Origin of the sequence: Pseudomonas sp. NPDC089918 (genome assembly GCF_050280605.1) — a bacterium.
In the GTDB taxonomy this organism is placed as follows: Bacteria; Pseudomonadota; Gammaproteobacteria; order Pseudomonadales; family Pseudomonadaceae; genus Aquipseudomonas.
On record NZ_JBNNVP010000020.1, the window covers coordinates 1 to 23,638 of the forward strand.

Consider the following 23,638-nt stretch of genomic DNA (forward strand, 5'->3'; position numbering starts at 1 on the left):
GTCGTTTGAAAAGCGGTGAAAACCGCCTTTCAAACCCACAAAAACGTAAAGGATGTCCCCGGTCTCGATTGTAAAGGATGTATCCGTTTCTACATCGCGAAGAGGCCCTGAGCCTCTGCATCGATTCCGGATCAGACCCCAGCCTTCGGCGAGTTCAACGAATCATTTCCCGTCACGGTCGCCGTGCTGGTCGCGGCTTCTGCATTGGCTTTCATGCGGGCCAGCTCATCCCCGGCACGTTCGATCCTCGCGCGTGCGTTTTCCATGTCTTGACGGTTCTTTTCCAACAGTCTTTTCGCCGAGCAATGCCCAGTGATTCCCCGGGCCAGGGCCATGCCGCCAATGGCTATTTCAATCAATCCGAATACGCCGCCGCGTCGCAGACCTTTGCTTAGCATGACCACACCACCCGCCAGGGAGCCGGCGCGTTCCCAACCATGAACGTTCTGTTCGGAAGGGCTCTGGAACGGGGTGGTTTCGATACGTTCTACAGGATTGAACTCGCGCATGATCGGTCTCCAGGCAGGGAAGGGTTGCTTTAGCAATAGATATTTAGCTGACTGCCTGGGCGAGCGGCTTGTTCCATCGAATATGCGGCAATTCAGCGGAATTTCGGCCCGGAGCGGGTGTTGTTGCCTTTGGCCATGCGGTCGTACAGCACAACGTTGACGGTGGCCGCCAGATTCATGCAGCCGGTGGTCGGGATGTAGACCACGTCTTCGCACCAGTCGCGGATTTCTTTATCCAGCGAACCGTCTTCGGGGCCGAAGATGTAGAGGGCGCGATCCGGGTGCGTGTATTCCGGCAGCGAGCGGGCACCGTCGACCAGTTCCACGGCGACCGGGACACAGCCCAAGGGCAGGATTTTCTTCAGGTCGTCGATGCCGATCAGCGGGATGTCGTAGTGGACTCGCTTGGTGTCGGTGACGAAATCGGCGGCGCGTTCATAGCGCTTGCCGGTGTAAAAAACCGACGCCACGCCATAGCAGCCGGCGGCACGCATGACCGAACCGACGTTCTCCGGTGATTTGGGGTTATACAAACCAATGCAGCTGTACCGTTTGTCTGCCACGAGCGGGGTGCCTTCGGGGAAAAAACGGCGATTATACGGGGATTGGGGGAGGGGTGTTCAGTGATCGTTCCCACGCTCTGCGTGGGAATGCCGCCAGGGACGCTCCGCGTTCCGCTTCCGAATGTGACGCAGAGCGTCACGGGATGCATTCCCACGCAGAGCGTGGGAATGATCAATCCCTTGTGGGAGCGAGCCTGCTCGCGATGAGGCCAGTCAGGGCACTGAAGATCTTTAATCTTCTTTCTTCATCAACCCGGCCAACGCCGCAAACGGGTTGTGCGTCGCCTTGGCAATCTTCGGCGTACTCAGCGAGCCTTTGTCGAAATACTGCTGATCGGTATACCGTGAGTGCTCGTTATCGTGGCAATACAGGCACAACAGCTCCCAGTTCGAGCCATCCTGAGGGTTGTTGTCGTGGTTGTGGTCGCGGTGATGCACGGTCAGTTCGCTCAGGCGTTTGCCGGAGAATTCACGGGCGCAGCGGCCGCACACGTGCGGGTACATCTTCAGGGCCTTGTCGCGGTAACCCATTTCCTTGTCGCGCTGGTTATCGGCGAGGATGCGGTCCAGCTTCGATGTGTTGGTTGGGGTGGACGAACTCATGGGTTCACCTTTGTAAAAAGACTAATGACGGTTATGACGTGAGTGTAGGGCCTGTCATCACTTATTTACTAGGCCGCGCCGGGTCTGCTGTGGCGCAGGGCAAGGCGCGAGGAGCGTGGTTTGGTCATTCCAAACGAGCTCCGAGCAACGCAGCCCTGCGCCACAGCAGACCGGCCCTTCGGGTTGTGCCTGAAAACGAGCCAGGCTGCGTTGCAGTCCTTGGCAAGGGAGCGACCATTACCAGCGGACTGCGCCTTGCCTGGCTCGTTTTCAGGTGCAACGCGGCCTAGTAAATAAGTGATGACAGGCCCACGCTCAGCCCTTGAGCTTCTCGGCAATCCAGATGGTGTGGCGGGTGCCCTTGTTACCGTGGGCGAAGACTTGCACTTCCTCGGCCTTGAAGCCGGCCTTTTTCAGCTTGTCGGAAAACTGCCGGTCGGCGCTGGCCGACCACACCGCCAGCACGCCTTTTGGCCGCAAGGCCTTGGCACACGCGCTCAGGCCACCGGCAGAGTAGAGCCAGCTGTTGGCTTTCTGGGTCAGACCTTCGGGGCCGTTGTCGACGTCGAGCATGATCGCATCGAAACCTTGTGGCTCGGCTTGCAGCACCTTGGCCACGTCTTCCATACGGATCACCGTGCGCGGGTCGAGCAGCGGGTTGCCGGCTTTTTCGCCCAGTGGCCCGCGATTCCACTCCACCACGCCGGGCACCAATTCGGCGACCACCACTTCAGCCGTTTTGCCCAAATGCTTGAGCGCCGAGGCGAGGGTGAAGCCCATGCCCAGGCCACCGATCAATACTCGCGAATTCGGCCGGCCGGCGACCTTGCGGCAGGGGATTTCGGCCAGGGCATCTTCGGAGCCGTGCATGCGGGTATTCATCAACTGCCCGCCGTCACCACCCTGAATCTTGATAACGAAGTCCTCGCCGTACTCGAACAGGCACAGGGCACCGCCGTTTTCAGGGATGGGGGTGGTGTCGAGCAGAACGAAACGTTTCATGGGGCGCTCTTGAGGAGAAATTGACAGATGGAGGAAGGCAAACACGCGCAGTTGGGAGTAGCCTGCAAAAAGACCACAAGGCCAACGGAGCCATTGATGAAGCGCACCATTCTAACGGTCATTGCCCTGGCCGCGCTCTCGATAACTGCAGTGCAGGCCCAAGAGCTGCAAACCATCCCCACCAGTCCCGCGCCGATACCCGGTTCACCCGGCACCGCCACTCCGACACCGTATCCGCAGATCACCCCGACCAGCGTGCCCAAGGCCGGTACCGGCAGTGGCGGGCCACCGCTGTTGCCGCCGATCGAAATGCCCAATCCACCCAAGGACCAGACCCTGCCGGGCCTTGAACCGAACACGACGAAAATCAAAACACCGGGAGGCTAGACCTGTTGCGAGAGCAGTTGCCCATCGGCCATACGCAAGCGTTTGGAAAGGGAGACGGCGAGGGCGCGGATGATCTTGGCGGCGATTTTCGGCGCGTCGTTGAGCATCTTTTCCAGGGAGTCCTTGCCCAGGTTGAGCAACTGGCAATTGCTCGCGGCCACGCAACTGGCTGAGCGTCGTTCACCGTCGAGCACAGCCATTTCGCCGAACGCCCGACCGCTGCGCAAGGTGGCCATGGTCACTCGTTGCCCGTCGCTGTTGGTCTTCTGCACCGCGACCTGGCCGGTGTGGATGATGCACATGAAACTGCCGGCATCGCCCTCATGGAAAATCTCTTCACCTTCGGCGATGGTGCTGATGCTGAAGTAACCCGAAGCCGCCACGAAGTCTGCCGGCAACAGTTGATCGAACAGGCCGCAGTCCATCAGCCAGTCGCGAATTTCGTTGTTCAGTAAGGTCGGTTCTGACATGTCGTCACGGTCTTTTTTTGTGTCTGTGTCTGTTCCGGGCCTTCAGTCACCCATCATCCCTGTGGGAGCGAGCCTGCTCGCGATGGCGGAGGCACATTCAACATGGATATTGAAGTGATGCCCTCATCGCGAGCAGGCTCGCTCCCACAGGGGATGTGTGTTGTATCGGCATCCGGTGTCTGGTGTTAAGACCGGTACGCCGGGCCAAGTTCCTCAGGCGATGCCCAAAACCTTGAAAACAAATGCGTATTCGAGGGCTACGTCACGTAATCCCTGATAACGACCGCTCATGCCGCCATGCCCGGCGCCCAGTTCAGTCTTGAGCAGCAGGGGATTGGTGTCAGTTTTGGTCGCGCGCAATTTCGCCACCCACTTGGCCGCTTCCCAGTACTGCACGCGACTGTCGTTGTAACCAGCGATCACCAGTGTTGCCGGATAGGCTTGCGCGGTGACGTTTTCGTACGGGGCGTAGGCCTTGATCCGATCATAGACGTCCGGCTCTTGCGGGTTGCCCCACTCGTCGTATTCCGTGACGGTCAGCGGCAGCTCCGGATCGAGCATGGTGTTGAGCACGTCGACGAACGGCACTTCGGCAATTGCTGCACCGAACAGCTCCGGCCGTTGATTGAGTACCGCGCCGATCAGCAAACCACCGGCGCTGCCACCGCTGATCGCCAGTTGCGATGGGGTGGTGAAACCGTTGGCGATCAGGTGTTCGGCGCAAGCGATGAAATCGCTGAAAGTGTTGTGTTTGTGTTCCTGCTTGCCGGCGCGGTACCAGGCTTCGCCCAGCTCACCGCCACCGCGTACATGGGCGATGGCAAACGCCATGCCGCGATCCAGCAGGCTCAGGCGCGCGTGGGAGAACCACGGGTCGAGGCTTTCGCCGTAGGCGCCGTAGCCGTACAGATAAAGCGGCGTCGGCTTACCGAGGAACTCGCGTTTGACCACAAGGCTGATCGGCACTTGCGTACCGTCCGGTGCCGTCGCCCAAAGCCGCTGGCTGACGTACGCATCGGCGTCGAACGGGCCGAGCACCGGGGTTTCCTTGAGGACTTGCTGCTCGCCGGTGGTCAGAATCAGTTGGCGGATCTGCGCCGGACGGTTCAAGGCTTCGTAGCGCAGACGGATCCGGTCGCTGACAAATTCCAGGCTGTTCTGCACATGCAGGCTGTAGGCCGCGTCCGGCAATTGCACGCGATAGGGCACTAAATCCCGTGGGCGGACTTCGATGATCGGCAGGCCACCTTCGCGCAGGCTCAGGGTCATGGCCTCGGCGTTCAGGCTCATGCCGTCGAGCATCACCGTGTCGCTGTGGGGAATCAGGTTCTGCCAGTCGGCTTCGGTCGGCGCGACGCCAGTATCGGCGGCCTGGTACAGGGCGAAGTTGATGCCGTCGCGGTTGGTGCGGATCAGCCACGTCCACTCGCCATCGAGTTTGCCGTGGTCGACATCGTACTCATGATCTTCGACCCTCGGCGCCAGGCAGGTAAAGGCCTGATGCGGCAGCGAGGCGTCGAGTACCCAGACTTCGCTGGTGGTCTTGCTGCCCAGCGACAACAGCAGTTGCCGTTCAGAGCTTGAGCGATAGCAATGCAGGAAGAATCGGCCATCCGGCTCATGGAACACTTCTTCGGCCGCGGTGCCGTCCAGCCGATAGCGCAACAGTTTGTGCGGGCGATGGGTGTCGTCGAGCTCACCGAAGAACAGCGTCAGGCTGTCGTTAGCCCAGGTCATGCTGCCGTCGCAGTTCTGGAACTCCAGCTCGCTGACACGGCCGCTGGATAATTCCTTCACGAACAGCGTGTAAATCTCTTCGCCGCTGGAGTCGATGCTATAGGCCAGACGCTGGTGGTCCGGGCTGATGCTGAACGCACCCAGGGAAAAGAAGCCACCCTTGGCCAGCACGTTCGGATCAAGCAGCAGTAATTCCTGGCTTTCGTCGATCTGCAGGCTACCATCGGCCGGACGCGGGCAGCGGTAGTGGCGGGCGTATTCGTCGCCAGCGGTGGTGCGGGTGTAATACAGGTAGGGGCCCCAGGGCGAGGGCAGCGACAGGTCGGTTTCGAGAATCCGCCCCTTGATCTCTTCGAACAGGGTTTCACGCAGGCCGGTCTGATCGGCGGTTTGTGCCTCTTGATAGCGGTTTTCAGCTTTCAGGTAATCGAGCACCGCGTCGGTGTCGCGCTCCTGCAGCCAGGCATACGGGTCGCAACCGTCGGCCTTGTGGGCAATTGGAGCGCTGGTGACGTTGGCGGATAGGGGCATGAATGGCTCTCGAACAATGTACGGAATAAGGGCTTCGCAACCTGTGGGAGCGGGCCTGTGGTGAGGGGGCTTTTGTGGCGAGGGAGCTTGCTCCCGTTGGGCTGCGCAGCGGCCCCTAAAAAGGAACTGCTGCGCAGTTCAACGGGAGCAAGCTCCCTCGCCACAGATAAGCCCTCTCACCACACAAGCCCGCTCCCACAGGGTCTGTGTCTTGCCCGACTGGTATTGGGACAAGCCTGACGTGCGAAAAGTCGTTACTATAAGCGCCTCTTTGCCTGCCTTGCCATGGACACCATGACCGAGAACGACTATCTGATCGCTTGGGGCCTCTACGCCTTTGCCGCTTTAGGCTGCCTGTTGGTGTGGATGCGCATCACCCGCTGGATGTGGCGTTGGCTGCGTGAGCCGCTGCGGCTGCTGGTGGCGGTGTTGCTGTTCAGCCCGACCATCATCGACCCGGTGAAAGAAAAGGTCGCCCCGGCCATCGCCATTACGGCCCTCGACTTGCTGTTCAAGGTCGGCAACAACGCCTGGCGGGCGGTTTCTGATCTGTTCATGTACGGCATGATTGCCTTCGGCATTTACCTGGTTTTCGTGGCCATCCGTTTTCCCATCGAGCGCGCCTCCAACGCTCGCAAGGAACAGGCGGCTGCCGCCAAGGCAGCGGCGCGGGCCGACGAGCCTGATGACGAACAGCCTTTCGGCGGTGCCGGCGATGATCGTTACGGCCGGCCACCGGTGCCGAGCAACCCTCAGCGTTCGCGGGTCGAACCGCGCCTGTAACCGCGCCCCTGTACTGAATCGAGAGTCCGAGCATGTGTGAGTTATTGGGCATGAGCGCCAATGTCCCGACCGATATCGTGTTCAGCTTCACCGGGCTGATGCAGCGTGGCGGCCGCACCGGGCCGCACCGTGACGGCTGGGGCATCGCTTTTTATGAAGGCCGTGGCCTGCGGCTGTTCCAGGACCCGGCGGCGAGCAGCGAGTCGGAAGTGGCGAACCTGGTACAGCGCTATCCGATCAAAAGCGAAGTGGTGATCGGGCACATCCGCCAGGCCAATGTCGGCAAGGTCTGCCTGTCCAACACCCACCCGTTCGTGCGCGAGTTGTGGGGGCGCAATTGGTGTTTCGCCCACAACGGCCAATTGGCCGATTTCAACCCGACCGCCAGTTTTTACCGCCCCGTTGGCGACACCGACAGCGAAGCGGCGTTTTGTGATTTGCTCAATCGGGTACGCGCTGCGTTCCCCGAGCCGGTAGAGATCGAAGCACTGTTGCCGGACCTGGTGGCCGCCTGCGCCGAGTACCGCAGCAAAGGCGTGTTCAACTGCTTGCTCAGCGATGGCGACTGGCTGTTCTGCTACTGCTCGAGCAAATTGGCGCAGATCACCCGCCGAGCACCGTTCGGCCCGGCGCGGTTGAAGGACGTCGATGTGATCGTCGACTTCCAGGCCGAAACCACGCCCAACGACGTCGTCACGGTGATCGCCACAGAACCCTTGACCGAAAACGAAACCTGGACCCGCTACGAACCGGGCCAATGGAGCCTCTGGCGACGCGGTGAATGCGTCAGCCAAGGCAAGACCGAATAAGGATCTCTCCCCCATGTTGCTCAGTTATCTTCGGCTGGTGTTGTTCGCGGCAGGCCTGTTGATCGGTGTCCAGGTGCCTGGGTTCATCAGTGATTATGCCAAGCGGGTCGAGGCGCATCTGATCGAGGCGCAGACCGGTCTGAGCGGTTTTCAGGGCACCGCCAATCAGTTTTTCAAGGGCGATATGCAAGCGCTGGTGGCCCATTACCGTGCCAGCGAAGACCCGATCTTTCGCAGCGATGCCGACAGCCTGAGCACCTTGCTCACCCGTCAACTGGCCCTGGACAAGCAATTCCAGGCCATGCAGGGTCCGTGGTACATACGCGTCCTGCAAGTTGCACTGGCCGCCGACCCGGATATTCGCAAGGAAACCTGGAACGGCTACAGCTACCAGATCCTGCTGACGCCGGAAGCGATGATTTGGGGCATGAGCGGCGCGTTGCTGCTGTCGTTCGGCATTGAATGCCTGTTCCGGCTGATCGACTGGGTGGTGCTGGGCGGCAAGCGTTTGCGCCAGAGTCGGCCGATTGAAGACCGGGATGTGCGCGGGTTGTAAGAAAAAGATCAAAAGATCGTCCGAACGCGGCCCGAACCTTCGGCAGCTCTTACAGCCAGCTTGCCGGCGATTGCCGCGACACGAATGCCCGGCAGATCGCATCGCTGGCAAGCCGGCTCCTGTCTTTTACCAATCCACCGAGTAGCTCATGCTCAGCGTGCGGCCTTCGGCGTTGGCGTACGGCGCTCTGGCGTTGGCTTGGGTGAACAGGTTCTGGTACGTGCGGTTGGTCAGGTTGTACACGCCGCCTTCAAGACGACCGACCGGCAGTTGCACGGAGCCGAGCAGGTCCACCAGCGTATAACCTTCGATCTCGCGCCCGTTGTTGTCCTTGGCGGCGGCGTCGTAACTGGACAAATGCATGCCTTGCAGGCGCAAGGTGTAGTCGTCTTCGGTGTAGCCGACGAACAGTGTGGTCTTGGCTGGTGAGATGCGCGTAGCCGGCAGATCGATCCATTTGCCGTTCTGCTCTGTCTCGCCTTTGGCCCAGGCATAAGTGCCACCCACCGACCAGTGATCGGTCGCGCGGTAGGTCAGGCTGTTTTCGATGCCACGAACTCGCTCTTTCTGGTTGATCAGGCGCAATACGCGATCATTGGCATCGTAGAACTGGGTCACGTCCGAGGTGTTTTCGTACACGGTGACATCGGCCTGCCACTGATCCCAGTTACCGCGCCAGCCCAGTTCATAACTGTCGACCTTGATGGCTTGGGCGTTGAGAGTCTGAATGTCGAAGGTGCTGCTGACATCACGCATGAAGCGCTGGATATCCGGTAGCGAAAACCCCTGGCTGTAATTGGCGAACACGTCCTGGTTTTCACTCAGGTGGTAGACCGCCCCCAGGTTGTACAGGGTGGCATCGTATTTGAGGGTGTCGCCAGGCAGCGTTGCGCGTATGCCCGTCTGGACGATCTGACCATAAGCGATGCTGTCGGAGACGTCGCTTTCGATCCATTCACGGCGCACACCGCCACGCAAGGTCCAGTCACCGATGTCCCAGGACATCTGCCCGAACAGCGACTTGGTGGTGGTTTCGATGTCCGGGCCCAGCTCGTAGGTGGTGCCGGTCTTGGAGTAGGTCAGGCCATTGAGCCTGTATTGATCACCTCGTTGGCGGGAGCGCTCATTATCATAGTCGGCGCCCCAGACCAGATTACCCGTGGCACTCCCGATCGCCGGCAGCGGCGTGTCGATGGCCGCGCGCAGGCCGTAGACATCTTGCACACTGTTGTTGTCGGAGATCCCGGCCCTGCCTCGCGACAGGTCTGGAAAGAACAATGCATCGGCGCGACGCCAGTAGCTTTCCAGTTGCAGGCCCTGACCGTAGAAGTCCTTGTCGGTGTAGTTGAGGTTGACCGCCTGGTTATGGGTATAGGGCTGGTCGTCGAGTTTCAGCCCTTTGACTGCCACGGCTTCCTGCCGGTTTGTCGGGTCTTTTGTGTAGCCAGTGTCCTGCTTGTCCTTGTAGTCCTGCAGCGACAGGCTGAGTTTTTTGTCGGCATCCAGTTCGTAACCGAAACGACCTTGCAGGTCATAGGTTTCGGTATCCATGTTGCTGCCCTGGGAAGTGTCCTGAGGGATGCGCTTGCCGTTGCCATCGTACTGATCGTTACGCTGAGTCAGGTCGGCGGAGACGTACCAGTCAAGAGCATCCTTGCGCCCCGTCGCACTCTGAAAGGCTTCGTAGGCGAAGCCTTTGCGGTTGAGGTTGTTGCCGCTGGTCAGGCCCAGTTTGCTGCTGTAGGCAATGTCCTGGCCCTGATTACGCTTGGTGATGATGTTGATGATGCCGCCTGAAGCGCCGGCACCGTAGATGCTGCTGGCGCCGGAGATCACTTCGATGCGTTCGATGCTGGCCGGGGCGATGCTGTTGAGCTGGCGGTAGTTGTCGCGCGTGGCGTTCTGCGATACGCCGTCGATCAACACCAGCATGTTGCGCCCGCGCAGGGTCTGACCGAAGTTGCTCATCCCGCCGCTGGACGGCGCAAGACCGGGGACCAATTGTCCGAGAATGTCGGAGACCCGGCGACCCGCGCCGCTCTGCTCACGGACCTGCTGTTCGTCGATAACCTGGACCGAGCCCGGAATCGACGCAATGCTCGCTTCACTGCGAGTAGCGGAGACGACGGTGGGTTGCATGTTCAAGGTGCCGGGTTGCTGTTCAGCATCCTCGGCCCAGGCCTGGGCGCTGAAGGTACCGAGCAGCGGGATCAGCAGAGAGAGTTTGGTTCGGATCATGACGTGGTCTTTTTTAGTTGTGATAAGTGTGGGGCGATAAGGTCGAGCGGTCGGGCGCGGAGTTTAACGAGCGCACCCAGCGGATCCCGATGGCGGCTATGGCGTAGGTCAGCGCCACCAGCCAGAAACTGTGAGCCAGGCCAACCAGGCCCATGCCGATCCCGCCAAGGACGACACCGAGCAGAGCGCCAGCCTTTGCCGCGCTATTGCCGAGGCCGAGCGCGAAGCCCTGCTGGGTGATGGAAATGGAGTTGGCGATCAGGGCATAGGCGACGGGCAGCAGGGCGCCTTGCCAGATGCCCCAGACGAGTCGACTGACGAGAAAACCCAGCCATTCGTTGGCCAATGCCGTGGCCGCCAGCGTCAGCGCACACAGCCAGGCCACGCCTTCGATGACACGCAACGTGTAGGCCGGCTGCCAGCGGTCGAACAGGCGTCCCCACAGTGGTGCTGAAATGGCCAGGGTCGCGGCGCTCGCCGCGTAGGTGGCGCCGATCAGCCAGCTTGGGGCATGCAGAATGTTCGCGACATACAGCGCGTAAAACGACTGCGGCATCATCTTCGCGGCCTGAATCAACACGATCACCAACAGGATTCCACCGAGCCAGCCTTTGGGCAGGGCGACCGCTTCAACGGCTTTTTTCTTCGAAGTCCTGGCCTTGTCGGCCGGCAGGAAAAAACTCCCCAGTGCGCACAGCAGGCAAATCGCCGTCGCGCCATAACAGAGCAGGGCAAACCCCGAGACGTCCATCAGCCAGCCACCCAGCACTGGGCCGATCAATGAGCCGACGGCGGTGGCCGACTGCAGGCGCGCCAAGGTGTGACCACGGCTGGAACTGTCGCAGCAGGCCAGGGCATAGGCTTGCGCGGCAGCGAGAAAACCGGCCAATGCGCCTTGCATCACGCGAATACCCACCAGCAGCCAGGGATCGAGAGTGATGGCCGCCAACCCTTGGCACAGCGCGAGGGCCAGCAACGCCCGGACAATCATCGGTTTGTGTCCGGTGCGATCCCCCAACCGGCCCCACATGGGCGTCAGGAGCATGGCCGCCAGCATCGGACCGGCATAGACCATCGCCGATAACAGCGCGGTGTAGCCGGCGCCCTCCGGCCCGAGCAGATGCTGGATCTGCAAGGGCCAGAACGGGCCGCTCATTTCCATTGCGCCCATGGAGACAAACTGGATGACGATCAGCAGTCGCAAGGCGCGACCGTCAGCGAGCATGGGGGTTGGGTCGCAGCGGGTTACTCAGGCGTCCGACGATGTCGGCATGACTGTCGATCAAGCGCATGCGCATGAACGATTTGGCGGGCCAATCCTGTTCCAGCAAGGCCCGGCGCTCGCTTTCCCAACGTGTCGGTTCAACGCGCTCGCGCAAGGTCTCGAAGCACTGTGCAACGTGCGATGCCAACCGCTCCCAAAGGCTACTTTCCGGCACATTCCAGTGACGGGCACAAAGCAACGTCAGCTCACCGAGGTGGCACATGAAGGTGGTGTGCAGGAGTTTGTCACGGACAAAACCGGAGTCGTCATACAGGGTCATTTTCGGATCGTGCAACTGGATATCCAGGCCCTTGGCGTGCAGGGTTTTGCGATCGATACGAACGTCGCCGAAATCACGCAATAGCAGCCGATTCAACTGCCCGTCAGCGCCCATCACCATGAAACTGTTTTGCTGATGCGCTTCGAACGCCACGCCGTACATCAGGTAAATGCCCAGCAGGCTCGGTACGGCAATCGACAGGTAATCCTCGAAGAACGCCAACATGGCCTCGCTGTCGTCACTGCCCTGAGCCAGCCTTACCCAATCACGCAGCAACGGTTGTTCGAATTCGTTGACGGCGAACAGACTGCCGACCGGCACCGCCAACTCGCCTTCTTGCAGGAGGGTAAGCGGGTTGTCGCGATACAGCACGCCAGCATGCCGGGAGCGCTCGTCATCGGACGGTAGTGGTGCGTAGTGTACGCCGATGCGCTCTGGAACGATGTTCAGCAGACGCTGAATCTGCGGCTCCTGATCGAGAATATCCAATACCAGTTGGCTGATGCGCGGTCCCATCCGGGCGGAGCGCGGCGACACGGTGCGCTGCACGCTGGTCAGTCGCAGAGCCACCGGCAGTTTGACCATCGGCGCCGTGCGACTGGCCTGCGGCAGGACCGTGCGGAAGGACATGGTCGGATGGCCGGTAAAAGCAACAATGTCAGTGACGATCAGCAGGTTGTCGGCGATCTCGTTGGCGAACGAATGTGGCAGTTCTTCATGGGCTTGCCATGGGTGCGACGGGAGCGGGAGGTAGTCCTTTGCGTCCAGGCCCAGCTGCTGCAAGTGGCGTTGCAATTGTTCGGCGGCCTGTGGGAAGTGACCTTGCCACCAGTCCCAGTAATCGGTGGTGCCGGCCAGCGCTTCGACGTGTGCGTACTGGCGGTGCAGGGCGCACAGGACAATCGGAAAGCTCGCTTCGAATTCTGGCGAGAAAGCGATGACCTGAGCGGCGCTCAAGCCCAGTTTGGTCTTGTAGTTCGGGTGCCACGGATGGCCGAGAGTGCCCCACTGTTCGAGCAATGACGTAGGGTTCTGGTGGCTGGAGCCGGCTTTGAGCCACGCGAGCAGATTGTCGTCGTACCCGGTATCGATCTGCTCTCTCAGGCGCTCGGTCCATCCATGATGAAACGCCAGGCAAAGGGTGTCGTTGCTGAAGCTGTCATCCAGCTCCCGGGCCAGACGCTCCAGTACCTGCGGGGAGGCTGGCGGGTTGAGCTGAGTGCTGAGATGAGCGAGCAGTTCGCTGGGCAACTGGATTTTGTGGGGCTGTCTGTCGGGGGTGTGCAGGACGATGCTACCGCGTACGTCCCAGCTGTTCATTCTGCCGCCGGACAAGTGCTCGAAGCAAAGATGCGCGCCATCGCCAAGTGGCAGCCAGCAACGGCTTGAGTCGTCGTATTCGCAGGTGGCGGGGTTGATCAGATCTTCACGAAATAGCGCCTGGATCAGGCGTTGGAAACAGCGTTGAGCGGCGGGCTCCAGCGCATTGCTCAAATGATCGAGAGTGATGCGATGGGACTGGAAAGCCTGAGTGCCAAGCGCTTCGCTCCAGTGAGCGAGCAATTGTTGCTGTTTTTGCGTGTAGCCGCGCATCAGGTCCGACTCCTTCTGGACAATTGATTAGCTGAAAGCGCGCAGAGAATACCGTCTTGAAAAAATAATGCAAATGATAGTGGTTCATATTTAGAGTTTGAGAAATGTCCTTCAGATTCGGGCCTGGGGTTTGCTCAAGACGATGTACTGCTCGCCCACTTTATGCGCATAGCGCTCCACGACTTGCTGACACAACGCCACGATTTCTTCGACCCATTCCACGCCCACCCGCCACGACACCACCACCTGCAAATTTGGCGGTCGTTGATCGATGGCCAGCAAGGTCAATTCCCCCCGCGCCAGTTCCTCGGCGACCAACACCGGTGGTAACGCGCCGATGCCAAATCCATCGCGCAGCAAACGGGTAATCGCCGAGACCGAGTTCACGCAGTTGAGCCGCGGTGCCATGACCCCGTTGGCCTGCATCAGGGCAAGAATCTCTTGGTGTGGCTGGGAATTTTTCGAATAGGTGATGATCCGCTCCCGCGCCAGATCGGCGACACCCGAATACTCGCGGTTGTAGATGGAATTGCTGGCGACGATCCAGCCCATCGGATGACTGGCCAGCTCCAGGCTACGCACGCTTTCCTGACGCAACAGGTCGGTTTGCAGGATCAGGTCGAGAAAGCCTTTTTGCAGCTGATCGCAGAGGTTGAGCGCGGTATCGGCCACCAACTCGATTTCCACCAGCGGGTAGTGATCCATCATCTGCGCCACCAAGGGGCTAAGCCAAGTGTGGATCACGGTGTCCATGACACCGATCCGGACCCGCCCGACCTTGCTCGAACGCGTCTCGATCGAGTGCTTGAGCGCCTGCATCGTGTCCATCATCTGCTCGGCATATTCGAGCACTTTCAAGCCTTCGGGCGTCAGGCTCACGCCGCGAGAATCGCGCAGGAACAGCTTCACCCCGAGCTCGCCTTCGAGCACGGCGATACGGCTGGAAATCGACGCCTGGGTGGTGAAGAGTTTGTCTGCCGTCAGGCGAAAGCTCTTGAGTCGGGCGACCCAGACAAAGGTCTCGAGAAACTTCAGGTTCATGGGATCAACTTTTTCTTATGCCTTGGCCGGGTTTTTATTAGTTGGACGCAGCAGGGCCAAGCGTCCAAAAATCGACGCATCCGGTTCCCACGATAGGCGTCGTCGGGGCTCAGAACAATACCAATAAAATTTGCACGGAGACTTGCCATGAGTGCGCCCGACACCCTCGTTCCTAAAGCTACGGCTCGCCCGGGACCCTTCGATTGGTACCACAACATCAACAAGCAGGAACGTCGTACGTTCTGGAGCTGCAAGATCGGCTATGGCCTGGACGGCATGGACACCCAAATGCTCAGCTTCGTGGTGCCGACCCTGATTGCCATGTGGGGCATTACCACTGGCGAAGCCGGGCTGATTCACACCAGCACCCTGATCGCCTCGGCCATCGGTGGTTGGGTGGCGGGGATTCTCTCTGACCGCATCGGTCGGGTACGCACCCTGCAACTGACGGTGCTCTGGTTCGCCTTTTTCACCTTCCTCTGCGGCTTCGCCCAGAACTACGAGCAGCTGTTGATCAGCCGCACGTTGATGGGCTTCGGTTTCGGCGGTGAATGGACCGCTGGCGCGGTGCTGATGGGTGAGGTGATTCGCGCCAAGGACCGTGGCAAAGCCGTCGGCATGGTGCAATCGGGCTGGGCGCTGGGTTGGGGACTGACGGCGATTCTGTATGCGCTGCTGTTCTCGGTGCTCCCGCCGGAAGACGCCTGGCGTGCTCTGTTCCTCCTTGGCATCGTGCCGGCGATCTTCGTGATTTTCGTCCGTCGCTTGGTCAAGGATCCGGAAATCTATCGCGAAGCCAAAGCTAAACAAGAGCCAAGCAACCCGGCCAAGTTCTACGAGATCTTCGCCCCAGGCATCCTGTTCACTACGATTCGCGCTTCGATCCTGACCACCGGCGCCCTCGGCGGTTACTACGCGATCACTTCCTGGCTGCCGACCTTTCTGAAAAACGAACGGGGCTTGAGCGTACTCGGCACCGGTGGCTATCTGGCGATGGTGATCGTCGGGTCCTACGTCGGGTACGTGATCAGCGCGTATTTGACTGACATCCTCGGTCGTAAAAAGAACTTCATTCTGTTCGCGGTCGGCTCGTTCACCATTGTTCTGCTGTACACCCAATTGCCGGTCAGCAACGGTGTGATGCTCTGGCTGGGTTTCCCTTTGGGCTTCTTCGCTTCGGGGATCTTCAGCGGCATGGGTGCGTTTTTGACTGAGCTGTTTCCGACGAGGATTCGCGGCTCGGGCCAGGGTTTTTGCTACAACATCGGTCGGGCATTGGCGGCGCTGTTCCCGCTGTTGATCGGCTTGCTCAGCCAGAAGGTGCCGCTGAGTGTGGGAATCGGGGCTTTTGCGGCGGTGTCTTACGGGGTAGTGATCCTGGCGGCCCTGAGCCTGCCGGAAACCCGTGGCAAGCAACTCGACGCTCAATAACCGAATATCCGGTAACTGATAATCTGAGGGGCATATGTCCTTCAGCTAAGAAGATAAAAGCCTACAGGAGTGTTCACCGTGAACCGCCTGCTATTGAACTGCGACATCGGCGAAAGTTTTGGCCACTGGACCATGGGTCTGGACGCCGAGGTTATGCCCTTCATCGACTGCGCCAACATTGCTTGTGGCTTCCACGCCGGCGACCCGAGCATCATGCGCAAGACCGTCAGCCTGGCCCTGAGCCACGGGGTGCAGATTGGCGCTCATCCGGCCTATCAGGATCTGGTGGGGTTCGGTCGCCGATCCATGGCTTACACCGCCCAGGAACTGCAGGACCTGTTGCATTACCAGATCGGCGCCCTCGACGGCATCTGCCGGGCACAGGGCGGGCGGGTGAGTTACGTCAAACCCCACGGCGCGATGTACAACGACATGATGGCCAACCCGGCGCAATTGCGCGCGGTGATTCAGGCCGTGGCGGCCTATGACCGGACGCTGCCATTGATGCTGATGGCGACCCGCGACAACAGTGCCGCGCAGCAACTCGGCGATGAATATGGCGTGACGTTGTGGTTCGAAGCCTTCGCCGATCGCGCTTACGACAGCGCAGGTAGGCTGGTCTCGCGGCAACTGCCGGGAGCCGTGCATCACGACCCCGAGAAAATCATTGAACAGGCGCTGATCATTGCCCGCAGTGGCATGCTCACGGCCAGCGATGGCAGCGCCTTGCACTTGCAGGCCAATACCTTGTGCGTACACGGCGACAACGCCAGTTCGGTGGCCGCCGTGCAGCGCATTCGCGAAGCCTTGAATCAGCAGAGTGCATCATGAAGCCACGGGTAGAAGTGGTGGCGCTGGATTGCCTGATGGTGCGTCTGTTCGATGAAATCAGCGAAGCCAACATGCCGTGGATGCTCGCGGCCAGCGAGCGTCTGCGAGAAGCGTTCGCCAGCCATTTGATCGATCTGGTGCCGTCCTACACGACACTGATGGTGCATTACGATTTGATGGCGCTGAACCCGGCCCAAGCGCGGGAATTGATTGCTGAAGCCTTGATCGATCTGTCGCCCAACGCTCGGGCCAGGGGTAAATGCCATGTGTTGCCGGTCTGGTACGACCTGAGTGTTGGTCCGGAACTGACTTTACTGTCTCAGCGCAGCGGATTAGCGGTGGAAGAGGTCATCCGTCGTCACAGCGAGCGCGAGTATCAAGTGTTCGCATTGGGCTTCGCACCGGGGTTTGCCTTTATGGGATTGGTGGAGGAAGTGTTGGCTGCACCGCGTCTGAATACTCCGCGCAAAAAAGTGGCTGCCGGTAGTGTTGGCATCGCCGAACGCCAGACGGCGGCTTATCCGGTGGTGTCCCCTGGCGGCTGGAACCTGATCGGCCGTACCCCGGCCAAATTGTTCGACCGCGAACGCGACGGCTACAGCCTGATGCAACCGGGCGACACCGTGCGGTTCGAAGCGGTCAGCCATGCCGAGTTCATCAACCTGGGCGGTGATGACACGCCGTTGGAGGCCCTGGCATGAGCCGACTGACGATTGAAGCAAGTACACCGCTGTGCCTGTTGCAGGACGCCGGGCGGTTTGGCGTGCGGCATCTGGGCGTGACTCAGGGCGGGGCGGCGGATTGGCGGTCGATGTCGTGGGCCAATTGGCTGCTGGGCAATGGGCTGGATGCGTCGGTGATCGAAATCACCCTCGGCGGGTTTACGGTCGTTGCTCAGGAAGATTGCGTGCTGGCATTGGCCGGGGCGGATCTGGGGGCGCAAGTGGATGGCGAGGCATTGGCGCCGTGGCGCAGTTTCAGGCTGAACAAAGGTCAGCAATTGCAATTCACCCAGCCACTGCTTGGCGCTCGGGCTTATTTGGCGGCCCCGGGCGGATTTGATGCGCCAAAGGTGTTGGGCAGTAGCGCAACGGTGGTCCGTGAGGAGCTCGGTGGGCTGGATGGCATGGGTCGGGCGTTGGCCAAAGAGGCGCAGTTGAGCTACTCGGGGAGCTCGCTGCTACTGCTGCGGGAGTTGGTGCCCGAACAAGTGCCGGATTTCAAACTCAATGCGCCGCTGGACCTGGTGCTCGGCGCACAGATCGGCGAGTTCAGTGGACAGAGTTTGTTCGACGCATTCAACAGCGTCTGGACCCTCGACAGCCGCGCCGACCGCATGGGTATTCGCCTGTTGGGAACGGCGTTGCAGTACCAGGGCAAGCCGATGATCTCGGAGGGCATCCCGCTGGGCGCGGTCCAGGTGCCGCCGGACGGGCAGCCGATTGTGCTGCTCAATGATCGGCAGACCATTGGCGGTTATCCGCGCTTGGGGGCGTTGACGCCGTTGGCAGTGGCGCGATTGGCGCAGTGTTTACCGGGGGCGAAGGTGCGGTTGAGGCCGGTGGTGCAGGATGTCGCTCATCGGGAGCAAGTCGAGTACCTGCGCCGGTTTGCCTCGCACTGATCGTTCCCACGCTCCGCGTGGGAATGCCGCCCGGGACGCTCCGCGTCCCTGTGACGCGGAGCGTCACTTGATGCATTCCCACGCAGAGCGTGGGAACGATCAACGATCAGCAGTGTGGGAACGATCAGCGCTCTATTTGGAAAGAAACCGCATCCCTTCCTCCAACCCCCGCAACGTCAGCGGGAACATCTGGTCATCAATCAAATCCCGCACGATGTTGGTCGATGAGGTATAGCCCCAGGTGTCTTTTGGGTACGGGTTGATCCAGATGAGCTTTTTGTACTTTTCCTTGAAGCGTTGCATCCACACGTAACCGGCTTCTTCGTTCCAGTGTTCGACACTGCCGCCGGCCTGAGTGATTTCATAGGGCGCCATGGCGGCATCGCCGATGAAGATCACTTTGTAGTCGGCGCCGTACTTGTGCAGCAGGTCCTGGGTGGCGGTGCGCTCAGAGGTGCGACGCATGTTGTTCTTCCACACCGATTCATAAATGAAATTGTGGAAGTAGAAGTACTCCAGATGCTTGAACTCGGTCTTGCAGGCCGAGAACAGTTCTTCGCAGATCTTCACATGGGCGTCCATCGAGCCGCCGATGTCGAACAGCAACAGCAACTTGACGGTGTTACGGCGTTCCGGACGCATCTGGATGTTCAGCAGCCCGGCATCGCGAGCGGTGTGGTCGATGGTGCCGTCGATGTCCAGTTCTTCCGCCGCACCCTGACGGGCGAATTTACGCAGGCGCCGCAGGGCGACCTTGATGTTGCGCGTGCCCAGTTCGACCGAATCGTCGAGGTTCTTGTACTCGCGCTGATCCCAGACTTTGACCGCTTTGCCTTGACGCTTGCCGGCATCGCCGACCCGAATGCCTTCCGGGTTGAAGCCACCGGAGCCGAACGGGCTGGTGCCGCCGGTGCCGATCCATTTGTTACCGCCGGCATGGCGTTCTTTCTGTTCTTCCAGGCGCTTCTTGAACTCTTCGATCAGCTTGTCCAGGCCGCCGAGGGACTGGATCGCGGCCCGCTCTTCATCGGTCAGGGAACGCTCGAATTCCTTGCGCAGCCAGTCTTCCGGGATCAATGCCTGAAGGTGATCGTCGAGCTTTTCCAGGCCATTGAAGTAGGCAGCGAACGCCCGGTCGAACTTGTCGAAATGCTTTTCGTCCTTCACCAGGATCGCCCGGGACAGGTAATAGAACTCGTCCATGTCGGCGAAAGTCACGCGCTGTTTCAGCGCGTTGATCAGGTCCAGCAGCTCACGCACCGAGACCGGCACCTTGGCTGCGCGCATTTCATTGAACAGGTTGAGCAACATGGCGTTGACCCTTATCGAGTGCCGCGACGGCTCATGAACGCCAGACGCTCAAGCAATTGCACGTCTTGTTCGTTCTTCACCAAGGCGCCGGCCAGTGGCGGAATGGCCTTGGTCGGATCGCGCTCGCGCAGTACCGCTTCACCGATGTTGTCGGCCATCAGCAGTTTCAGCCAGTCCACCAGTTCGGAGGTCGATGGCTTCTTCTTCAGCCCCGGCACCTTGCGCACGTCGAAGAACACGTCCAGCGCTTCGCTGACCAGGTCTTTCTTGATGTTCGGGTAATGCACGTCGACGATCCGCTGCATCGTGATGCGATCCGGGAAGGCGATGTAATGGAAGAAGCAGCGGCGCAGGAAGGCGTCCGGCAGCTCTTTCTCGTTGTTGGAGGTAATGATGATGATCGGGCGCTTCTTGGCCTTGATGGTCTCGTCGATCTCGTAAACGTAGAACTCCATCTTGTCGAGTTCTTGCAGCAAGTCGTTGGGGAACTCGATGTCGGCCTTGTCGATTTCATCGATCAGCAGAATCACCCGCTCTTCGGACTCGAAAGCCTCCCAGAGCTTGCCCTTCTTCAGGTAGTTGCGAACGTCGTGAACCTTTTCCGTGCCCAGCTGCGAGTCTCGCAGGCGGCTGACCGCGTCGTACTCGTACAGGCCTTGATGCGCCTTGGTGGTGGACTTGATGTGCCAGGTAATCAACTTGGCGCCGAAGGACTCGGCCAGTTGCTCGGCGAGCATGGTCTTGCCGGTGCCTGGCTCGCCCTTGACCAGCAGTGGCCGTTCCAGAGTGATGGCGGCGTTGACCGCCAGCTTCAGGTCATCGGTGGCGACGTAGGCCTGGGTGCCTTCGAACTTCATCTGCTAATCCTCGAACGGTAACGCCGACCTGAACGAGGCAGGGCGGGGCGCAATAATTGTAGTACCCGACTATAACGCGGTGCCCGGTCGACTGTGAACGCAGACGGCTTATTCAGTCTCTGAATGGGGCGTCACATCTTGACTCAGTCTCGGCCGCTAGCCAGTATTGAGCTATCGCCATTTTGGCGATAGCTTGCGGGGCATGTCTACTAAATACCGATTTCGCGATACGTACCGCATTCAGTTGCGCGAGAAGGATCACCCGCCGCCCCATGTCCATCTGACAGGTGGCGGCCTGGACGTGATGCTCAGCCTGCAAACCCTCGAAGTGATGATGGGCAAGGCGCCGCCGCTGATTATCAAGGAAGCGCTGGAGTGGGTCAGGGCCCATCAGGTGCAATTGCTGGAGGATTGGAAACGATGTTACCCATGAAACGACCACGGCTGTCGGCTGTGCAGGTACTGCCGGATTACCGTCTGGCGCTGACCTTTATCGATGGTCAGCAACTGAGCCTGGATTTAAGTCGTGATCTGCGTTCGTACCCAGGATTGCAACCATTGCTGGAGGGGCATGCTTTTGAAGGCGCCGCTTTGGGTGACGATGGCTGGAGCGTGGAGTGGCCCGAACTGGATATCCAGATAGGCGCAGACACGCTGTATCTGGATGCTCTGGCGCAAAATGCGGCAGATGAAAACACCCGTATTTTCATCGATTGGCGTGCTCGCACCGGGCTACCGTTGAATCAGGCGGCAGAGGCGTTGGGGGTTAGTGCCCGCAGTATCAGTCGCTACAGCAGTGGTCGTGAAGCTGTGCCGCGGTCGTTGGCGCTGGCCTGTCTGGGCTGGGACTTTCTGCAACAGCAATCAAACCCGGCGCGGGCGGCGGAGGATACCGGTCGCTACACCGTTACACGTAAATCCTAGTCTGTATCCGGCTTGGGCCGCTCGTACTGGGCATTGAACGCCTCGATAAAACCATTTCGCAAAATCTGCAAAAAAGCCTCGAATGCGCTGATATCTTTCTGATGCACGCTCCCTCTGAGCTGGACGCGAGTGGCGAACTGGTTTTTCGGCTGGTTCTTCAACACATTCTCGGTACCCCCGACGAGTGCTTCCCAGATGGAGCGAAAAATCCCTTTGTCCTTGTTTTCCACGTCTTGTTGCCAGTTGAACACATCGACGTCGTGCAATAGCGGCTTGATGTAGCCGGTGAGTTGGCCCTTGTTGGCTTCGGCTTCGATGACCACGTCGCCATGGCCGGCATTGAAGTCGAACTTGCCGTAGGCCGAGGCGAAGTCGTTCATGCGTTTGAGTTCAAGGTTCCTGGCGCGCAGGCGAAATTCGAAGTCCTGGAAGTCGCTTAGCGGATCGAAGGTTGCCGTTGTTTCCAGTGGCGCATGGCCCAGCAACAGAGCCTTGCCGTCGAATCGGGCGTCGCGTTTGCCTTTGGTGTCGACCACGTTGGTCAGGTTGTAAATGCTGGCATTGACCTGAGTGGCATTCATGTTCACGGGCGGTTTTGAGTTGAAGTTTCGGAAGGTGACCCGCCCGTCGTTGATCCGCACTTCGTTCAGGGTAATCGGCAGCAATTTTTCCAATTGTGCCCGCCAGTCGGTGCCCTCACCGGTCTGGGAGTTTTTCTTGTTGGCACCGCCGTCGACGAAGTTCACCTCGGGTTTGTCGAACTGCGCCTCGGCCACCACCGCGTGGTCATACCAGAGCGAGTGCCAGCTGACGGAGAGATCAATCAATGGCGCGTTGACGAAAGGCACGGGAACCTTGCCATTGACCTTGACGATTTTCAGTCCATTGATTTTGTAGGCGCCGCGCCACAGGGCCAGGTCTACGTCGGTAATCTGCCCGCGGTAGTCACCCATGTTCGCCAATCTTTCGTTGAGGTAATCGCGCACCACGTAGGGCAGGGCAATGTGCAGGGCAACCAGCAGCAGAACGAGGCCGGCGAGGGTCCACAGGGGCCAACTGTATCGACGCTTCATGGCGGCAAATCTCTGGCGGTATAAAGCGATTGACTGCGGGGGTAAGCGGACGTTCGACTGACTGGACGACCACGGGTAACAGGCATACCTTGGACAGCTAATTCAACGCTGTATAAGGACCCAGCCATGAGCCGTATTTATGCTGACAACGCCCATTCCATTGGCAATACGCCGCTGGTTCAGATCAACCGTATCGCCCCGCGCGGTGTCACCATCCTGGCCAAGATCGAAGGGCGTAACCCCGGCTATTCGGTCAAGTGCCGGATCGGCGCGAACATGATCTGGGACGCCGAAAGCACCGGTAAACTCAAGCCTGGCATGACCATCATCGAACCGACTTCGGGCAATACCGGCATCGGCCTGGCGTTTGTTGCCGCTGCCCGCGGTTACCGGTTGGTATTGACCATGCCCGCGTCCATGAGCATCGAACGGCGCAAGGTGCTCAAAGCCCTTGGCGCCGAACTGGTGTTGACGGAACCGGCCAAAGGCATGAAAGGCGCGATCGAGAAAGCCGCCGAAATCCTCGCCAGTGATCCATCGACCTACTTCATGCCGGGGCAGTTCGAAAACCCGGCCAACCCGGCCATTCACGAAAAAACCACCGGGCCGGAAATCTGGAACGACACCGACGGTGCGGTCGACGTACTGGTGGCGGGTGTCGGGACAGGTGGAACCATTACCGGGGTTTCGCGGTATATCAAGAATACCCAGGGCAAACCGATTATCTCGGTGGCGGTGGAGCCGGTGGTGTCTCCAGTGATCACCCAGGCGATGGCGGGTGAAGAGATCAAGCCGAGCCCTCACAAAATTCAGGGCATCGGCGCTGGCTTTGTGCCGAAGAACCTGGACCTGTCGATGGTCGACCGGGTCGAACTGGTCAGCGACGATGAGTCCAAGGCAATGGCCCTGCGCCTGATGCAGGAAGAAGGGATTTTGAGCGGTATCTCGTGCGGCGCCGCCATGGCGGTGGCTGTGCGGCTGGCCGAAACTCCGGAAATGCAGGGCAAGACCATCGTGGTGATTCTGCCCGACTCTGGCGAGCGCTACCTGTCGAGCATGCTGTTCAGTGATCTGTTTACCGAACAGGAGAATCAGCAGTAGGAGCTGCCGAAGGTTCGGGCCGCGTTCGGACGATCTTTTGATCTTGCTTTTGAATCGCGTATGAAAGGGGGGTGATTCAGGTCAGCCCCCGTTCAGGAACTTTGTGTTAATAAGTGTTTG

Annotated in this window: 24 protein-coding genes; 11 read left to right on the forward strand and 13 right to left on the reverse strand. The window is 59.8% G+C overall.

From position 1 onward, the window contains the following. Window positions 1-131: 131 nt before the first annotated feature. The 4 genes from ACQKPC_RS15740 to ACQKPC_RS15755 form a co-directional block, all read right to left on the reverse strand. Window positions 132-509: a YgaP family membrane protein gene (locus ACQKPC_RS15740; protein WP_008073137.1), complete on the reverse strand. Its 378-nt coding sequence runs from the start codon at window positions 507-509 to the stop codon at window positions 132-134. Window positions 510-601: 92 nt separating this feature from the next. Next, the gene (locus tag ACQKPC_RS15745) at window positions 602-1,072 is read right to left on the reverse strand and encodes an RNA methyltransferase (RefSeq protein ID WP_032830521.1); all 471 of its coding nucleotides are present in this window, start codon (window positions 1,070-1,072) and stop codon (window positions 602-604) included. 231 nt (window positions 1,073-1,303) lie between these two features. Continuing rightward, window positions 1,304-1,675, reverse strand: coding sequence for a YajD family HNH nuclease (locus ACQKPC_RS15750; protein ID WP_427625450.1), 372 nt, complete (start codon window positions 1,673-1,675; stop codon window positions 1,304-1,306). A gap of 315 nt (window positions 1,676-1,990) precedes the next feature. Continuing rightward, window positions 1,991-2,677 (reverse strand): spermidine synthase, encoded by a 687-nt coding sequence (locus ACQKPC_RS15755; RefSeq protein WP_007898703.1) that lies wholly within the window; start codon window positions 2,675-2,677, stop codon window positions 1,991-1,993. 96 nt (window positions 2,678-2,773) lie between these two features. Between ACQKPC_RS15755 and ACQKPC_RS15760 the strand changes: the two genes are divergently transcribed. Continuing rightward, the gene (locus ACQKPC_RS15760; RefSeq protein ID WP_063342779.1) at window positions 2,774-3,064 is read left to right on the forward strand and encodes a hypothetical protein; all 291 of its coding nucleotides are present in this window, start codon (window positions 2,774-2,776) and stop codon (window positions 3,062-3,064) included. Here the strand turns inward: ACQKPC_RS15760 and ACQKPC_RS15765 are convergent. After that, complete coding sequence (locus ACQKPC_RS15765) at window positions 3,061-3,534, reverse strand: cyclic nucleotide-binding domain-containing protein (protein ID WP_008067546.1); 474 nt, start codon at window positions 3,532-3,534, stop codon at window positions 3,061-3,063. The genes ACQKPC_RS15760 and ACQKPC_RS15765 overlap by 4 nt on opposite strands. A gap of 213 nt (window positions 3,535-3,747) precedes the next feature. Beyond that, on the reverse strand, window positions 3,748-5,802 hold the full coding sequence (locus tag ACQKPC_RS15770; protein WP_427625451.1) for a S9 family peptidase: 2,055 nt from the start codon (window positions 5,800-5,802) through the stop codon (window positions 3,748-3,750). Between the two features lie 285 nt (window positions 5,803-6,087). Here ACQKPC_RS15770 and ACQKPC_RS15775 point away from each other — a divergent pair, with 285 nt between their 5' ends. The 3 genes from ACQKPC_RS15775 to ACQKPC_RS15785 are packed head-to-tail and all read left to right on the forward strand — an operon-like array spanning window position 6,088 to window position 7,950. Continuing rightward, on the forward strand, window positions 6,088-6,585 hold the full coding sequence (locus ACQKPC_RS15775; RefSeq protein WP_427625452.1) for an MFS transporter: 498 nt from the start codon (window positions 6,088-6,090) through the stop codon (window positions 6,583-6,585). A 32-nt stretch (window positions 6,586-6,617) separates the two neighbouring features. Further along, window positions 6,618-7,394 carry a class II glutamine amidotransferase gene (locus ACQKPC_RS15780; RefSeq protein WP_007898710.1) on the forward strand — a complete coding sequence of 259 codons (777 nt, stop codon included), beginning with the start codon at window positions 6,618-6,620 and terminating at the stop codon, window positions 7,392-7,394. Window positions 7,395-7,407: 13 nt separating this feature from the next. After that, window positions 7,408-7,950 carry a DUF2937 family protein gene (locus ACQKPC_RS15785; protein ID WP_008067554.1) on the forward strand — a complete coding sequence of 181 codons (543 nt, stop codon included), beginning with the start codon at window positions 7,408-7,410 and terminating at the stop codon, window positions 7,948-7,950. Window positions 7,951-8,076: 126 nt separating this feature from the next. On the opposite strand, the gene ACQKPC_RS15790 is transcribed toward ACQKPC_RS15785, so the two are convergent. From ACQKPC_RS15790 to ACQKPC_RS15805, 4 genes are all read right to left on the reverse strand, one after another. Then, window positions 8,077-10,188: a TonB-dependent receptor gene (locus ACQKPC_RS15790; protein ID WP_427625453.1), complete on the reverse strand. Its 2,112-nt coding sequence runs from the start codon at window positions 10,186-10,188 to the stop codon at window positions 8,077-8,079. A gap of 13 nt (window positions 10,189-10,201) precedes the next feature. Beyond that, window positions 10,202-11,413: an MFS transporter gene (locus ACQKPC_RS15795; protein WP_427625454.1), complete on the reverse strand. Its 1,212-nt coding sequence runs from the start codon at window positions 11,411-11,413 to the stop codon at window positions 10,202-10,204. Continuing rightward, window positions 11,403-13,325: an IucA/IucC family protein gene (locus tag ACQKPC_RS15800; RefSeq protein WP_427625455.1), complete on the reverse strand. Its 1,923-nt coding sequence runs from the start codon at window positions 13,323-13,325 to the stop codon at window positions 11,403-11,405. The genes ACQKPC_RS15795 and ACQKPC_RS15800 overlap by 11 nt, the downstream gene beginning before the upstream one ends. A gap of 111 nt (window positions 13,326-13,436) precedes the next feature. Further along, complete coding sequence (locus ACQKPC_RS15805; RefSeq protein WP_427625456.1) at window positions 13,437-14,366, reverse strand: LysR family transcriptional regulator; 930 nt, start codon at window positions 14,364-14,366, stop codon at window positions 13,437-13,439. Window positions 14,367-14,513: 147 nt separating this feature from the next. On the opposite strand from ACQKPC_RS15805, the gene ACQKPC_RS15810 reads away from it, so the two are divergent. From ACQKPC_RS15810 to ACQKPC_RS15825, 4 genes are all read left to right on the forward strand, one after another. Beyond that, window positions 14,514-15,797, forward strand: coding sequence for an MFS transporter (locus ACQKPC_RS15810; RefSeq protein WP_427625458.1), 1,284 nt, complete (start codon window positions 14,514-14,516; stop codon window positions 15,795-15,797). 78 nt (window positions 15,798-15,875) lie between these two features. Then, window positions 15,876-16,628 carry a 5-oxoprolinase subunit PxpA gene (locus ACQKPC_RS15815; RefSeq protein WP_427625460.1) on the forward strand — a complete coding sequence of 251 codons (753 nt, stop codon included), beginning with the start codon at window positions 15,876-15,878 and terminating at the stop codon, window positions 16,626-16,628. Next, the gene (gene pxpB / locus ACQKPC_RS15820) at window positions 16,625-17,329 is read left to right on the forward strand and encodes a 5-oxoprolinase subunit PxpB (protein ID WP_427625462.1); all 705 of its coding nucleotides are present in this window, start codon (window positions 16,625-16,627) and stop codon (window positions 17,327-17,329) included. Before ACQKPC_RS15815 ends, pxpB begins: the two co-directional genes overlap by 4 nt. Continuing rightward, window positions 17,326-18,252, forward strand: coding sequence for a biotin-dependent carboxyltransferase family protein (locus ACQKPC_RS15825; protein WP_427625464.1), 927 nt, complete (start codon window positions 17,326-17,328; stop codon window positions 18,250-18,252). Before pxpB ends, ACQKPC_RS15825 begins: the two co-directional genes overlap by 4 nt. 132 nt (window positions 18,253-18,384) lie before the next feature. Here ACQKPC_RS15825 and ACQKPC_RS15830 read toward each other — a convergent pair whose 3' ends face one another. Then, complete coding sequence (locus ACQKPC_RS15830; protein ID WP_427625466.1) at window positions 18,385-19,563, reverse strand: vWA domain-containing protein; 1,179 nt, start codon at window positions 19,561-19,563, stop codon at window positions 18,385-18,387. Between the two features lie 11 nt (window positions 19,564-19,574). Then, window positions 19,575-20,420 carry an AAA family ATPase gene (locus ACQKPC_RS15835; RefSeq protein WP_008067574.1) on the reverse strand — a complete coding sequence of 282 codons (846 nt, stop codon included), beginning with the start codon at window positions 20,418-20,420 and terminating at the stop codon, window positions 19,575-19,577. A gap of 202 nt (window positions 20,421-20,622) precedes the next feature. Between ACQKPC_RS15835 and ACQKPC_RS15840 the strand changes: the two genes are divergently transcribed. After that, a complete protein-coding gene (locus tag ACQKPC_RS15840; protein ID WP_063342788.1) occupies window positions 20,623-20,853 on the forward strand; it encodes a DUF4160 domain-containing protein in 231 nt (76 codons plus the stop codon). Next, window positions 20,841-21,344 (forward strand): DUF2442 domain-containing protein, encoded by a 504-nt coding sequence (locus tag ACQKPC_RS15845; protein ID WP_427625468.1) that lies wholly within the window; start codon window positions 20,841-20,843, stop codon window positions 21,342-21,344. The genes ACQKPC_RS15840 and ACQKPC_RS15845 overlap by 13 nt, the downstream gene beginning before the upstream one ends. On the opposite strand, the gene ACQKPC_RS15850 is transcribed toward ACQKPC_RS15845, so the two are convergent. Continuing rightward, window positions 21,341-22,417, reverse strand: coding sequence for a DUF748 domain-containing protein (locus ACQKPC_RS15850; RefSeq protein WP_427625469.1), 1,077 nt, complete (start codon window positions 22,415-22,417; stop codon window positions 21,341-21,343). The genes ACQKPC_RS15845 and ACQKPC_RS15850 overlap by 4 nt on opposite strands. Window positions 22,418-22,543: 126 nt before the next feature. Here ACQKPC_RS15850 and cysK point away from each other — a divergent pair, with 126 nt between their 5' ends. Continuing rightward, the gene (gene cysK, locus ACQKPC_RS15855; RefSeq protein ID WP_008067581.1) at window positions 22,544-23,518 is read left to right on the forward strand and encodes a cysteine synthase A; all 975 of its coding nucleotides are present in this window, start codon (window positions 22,544-22,546) and stop codon (window positions 23,516-23,518) included. Window positions 23,519-23,638 lie beyond the last annotated feature (120 nt).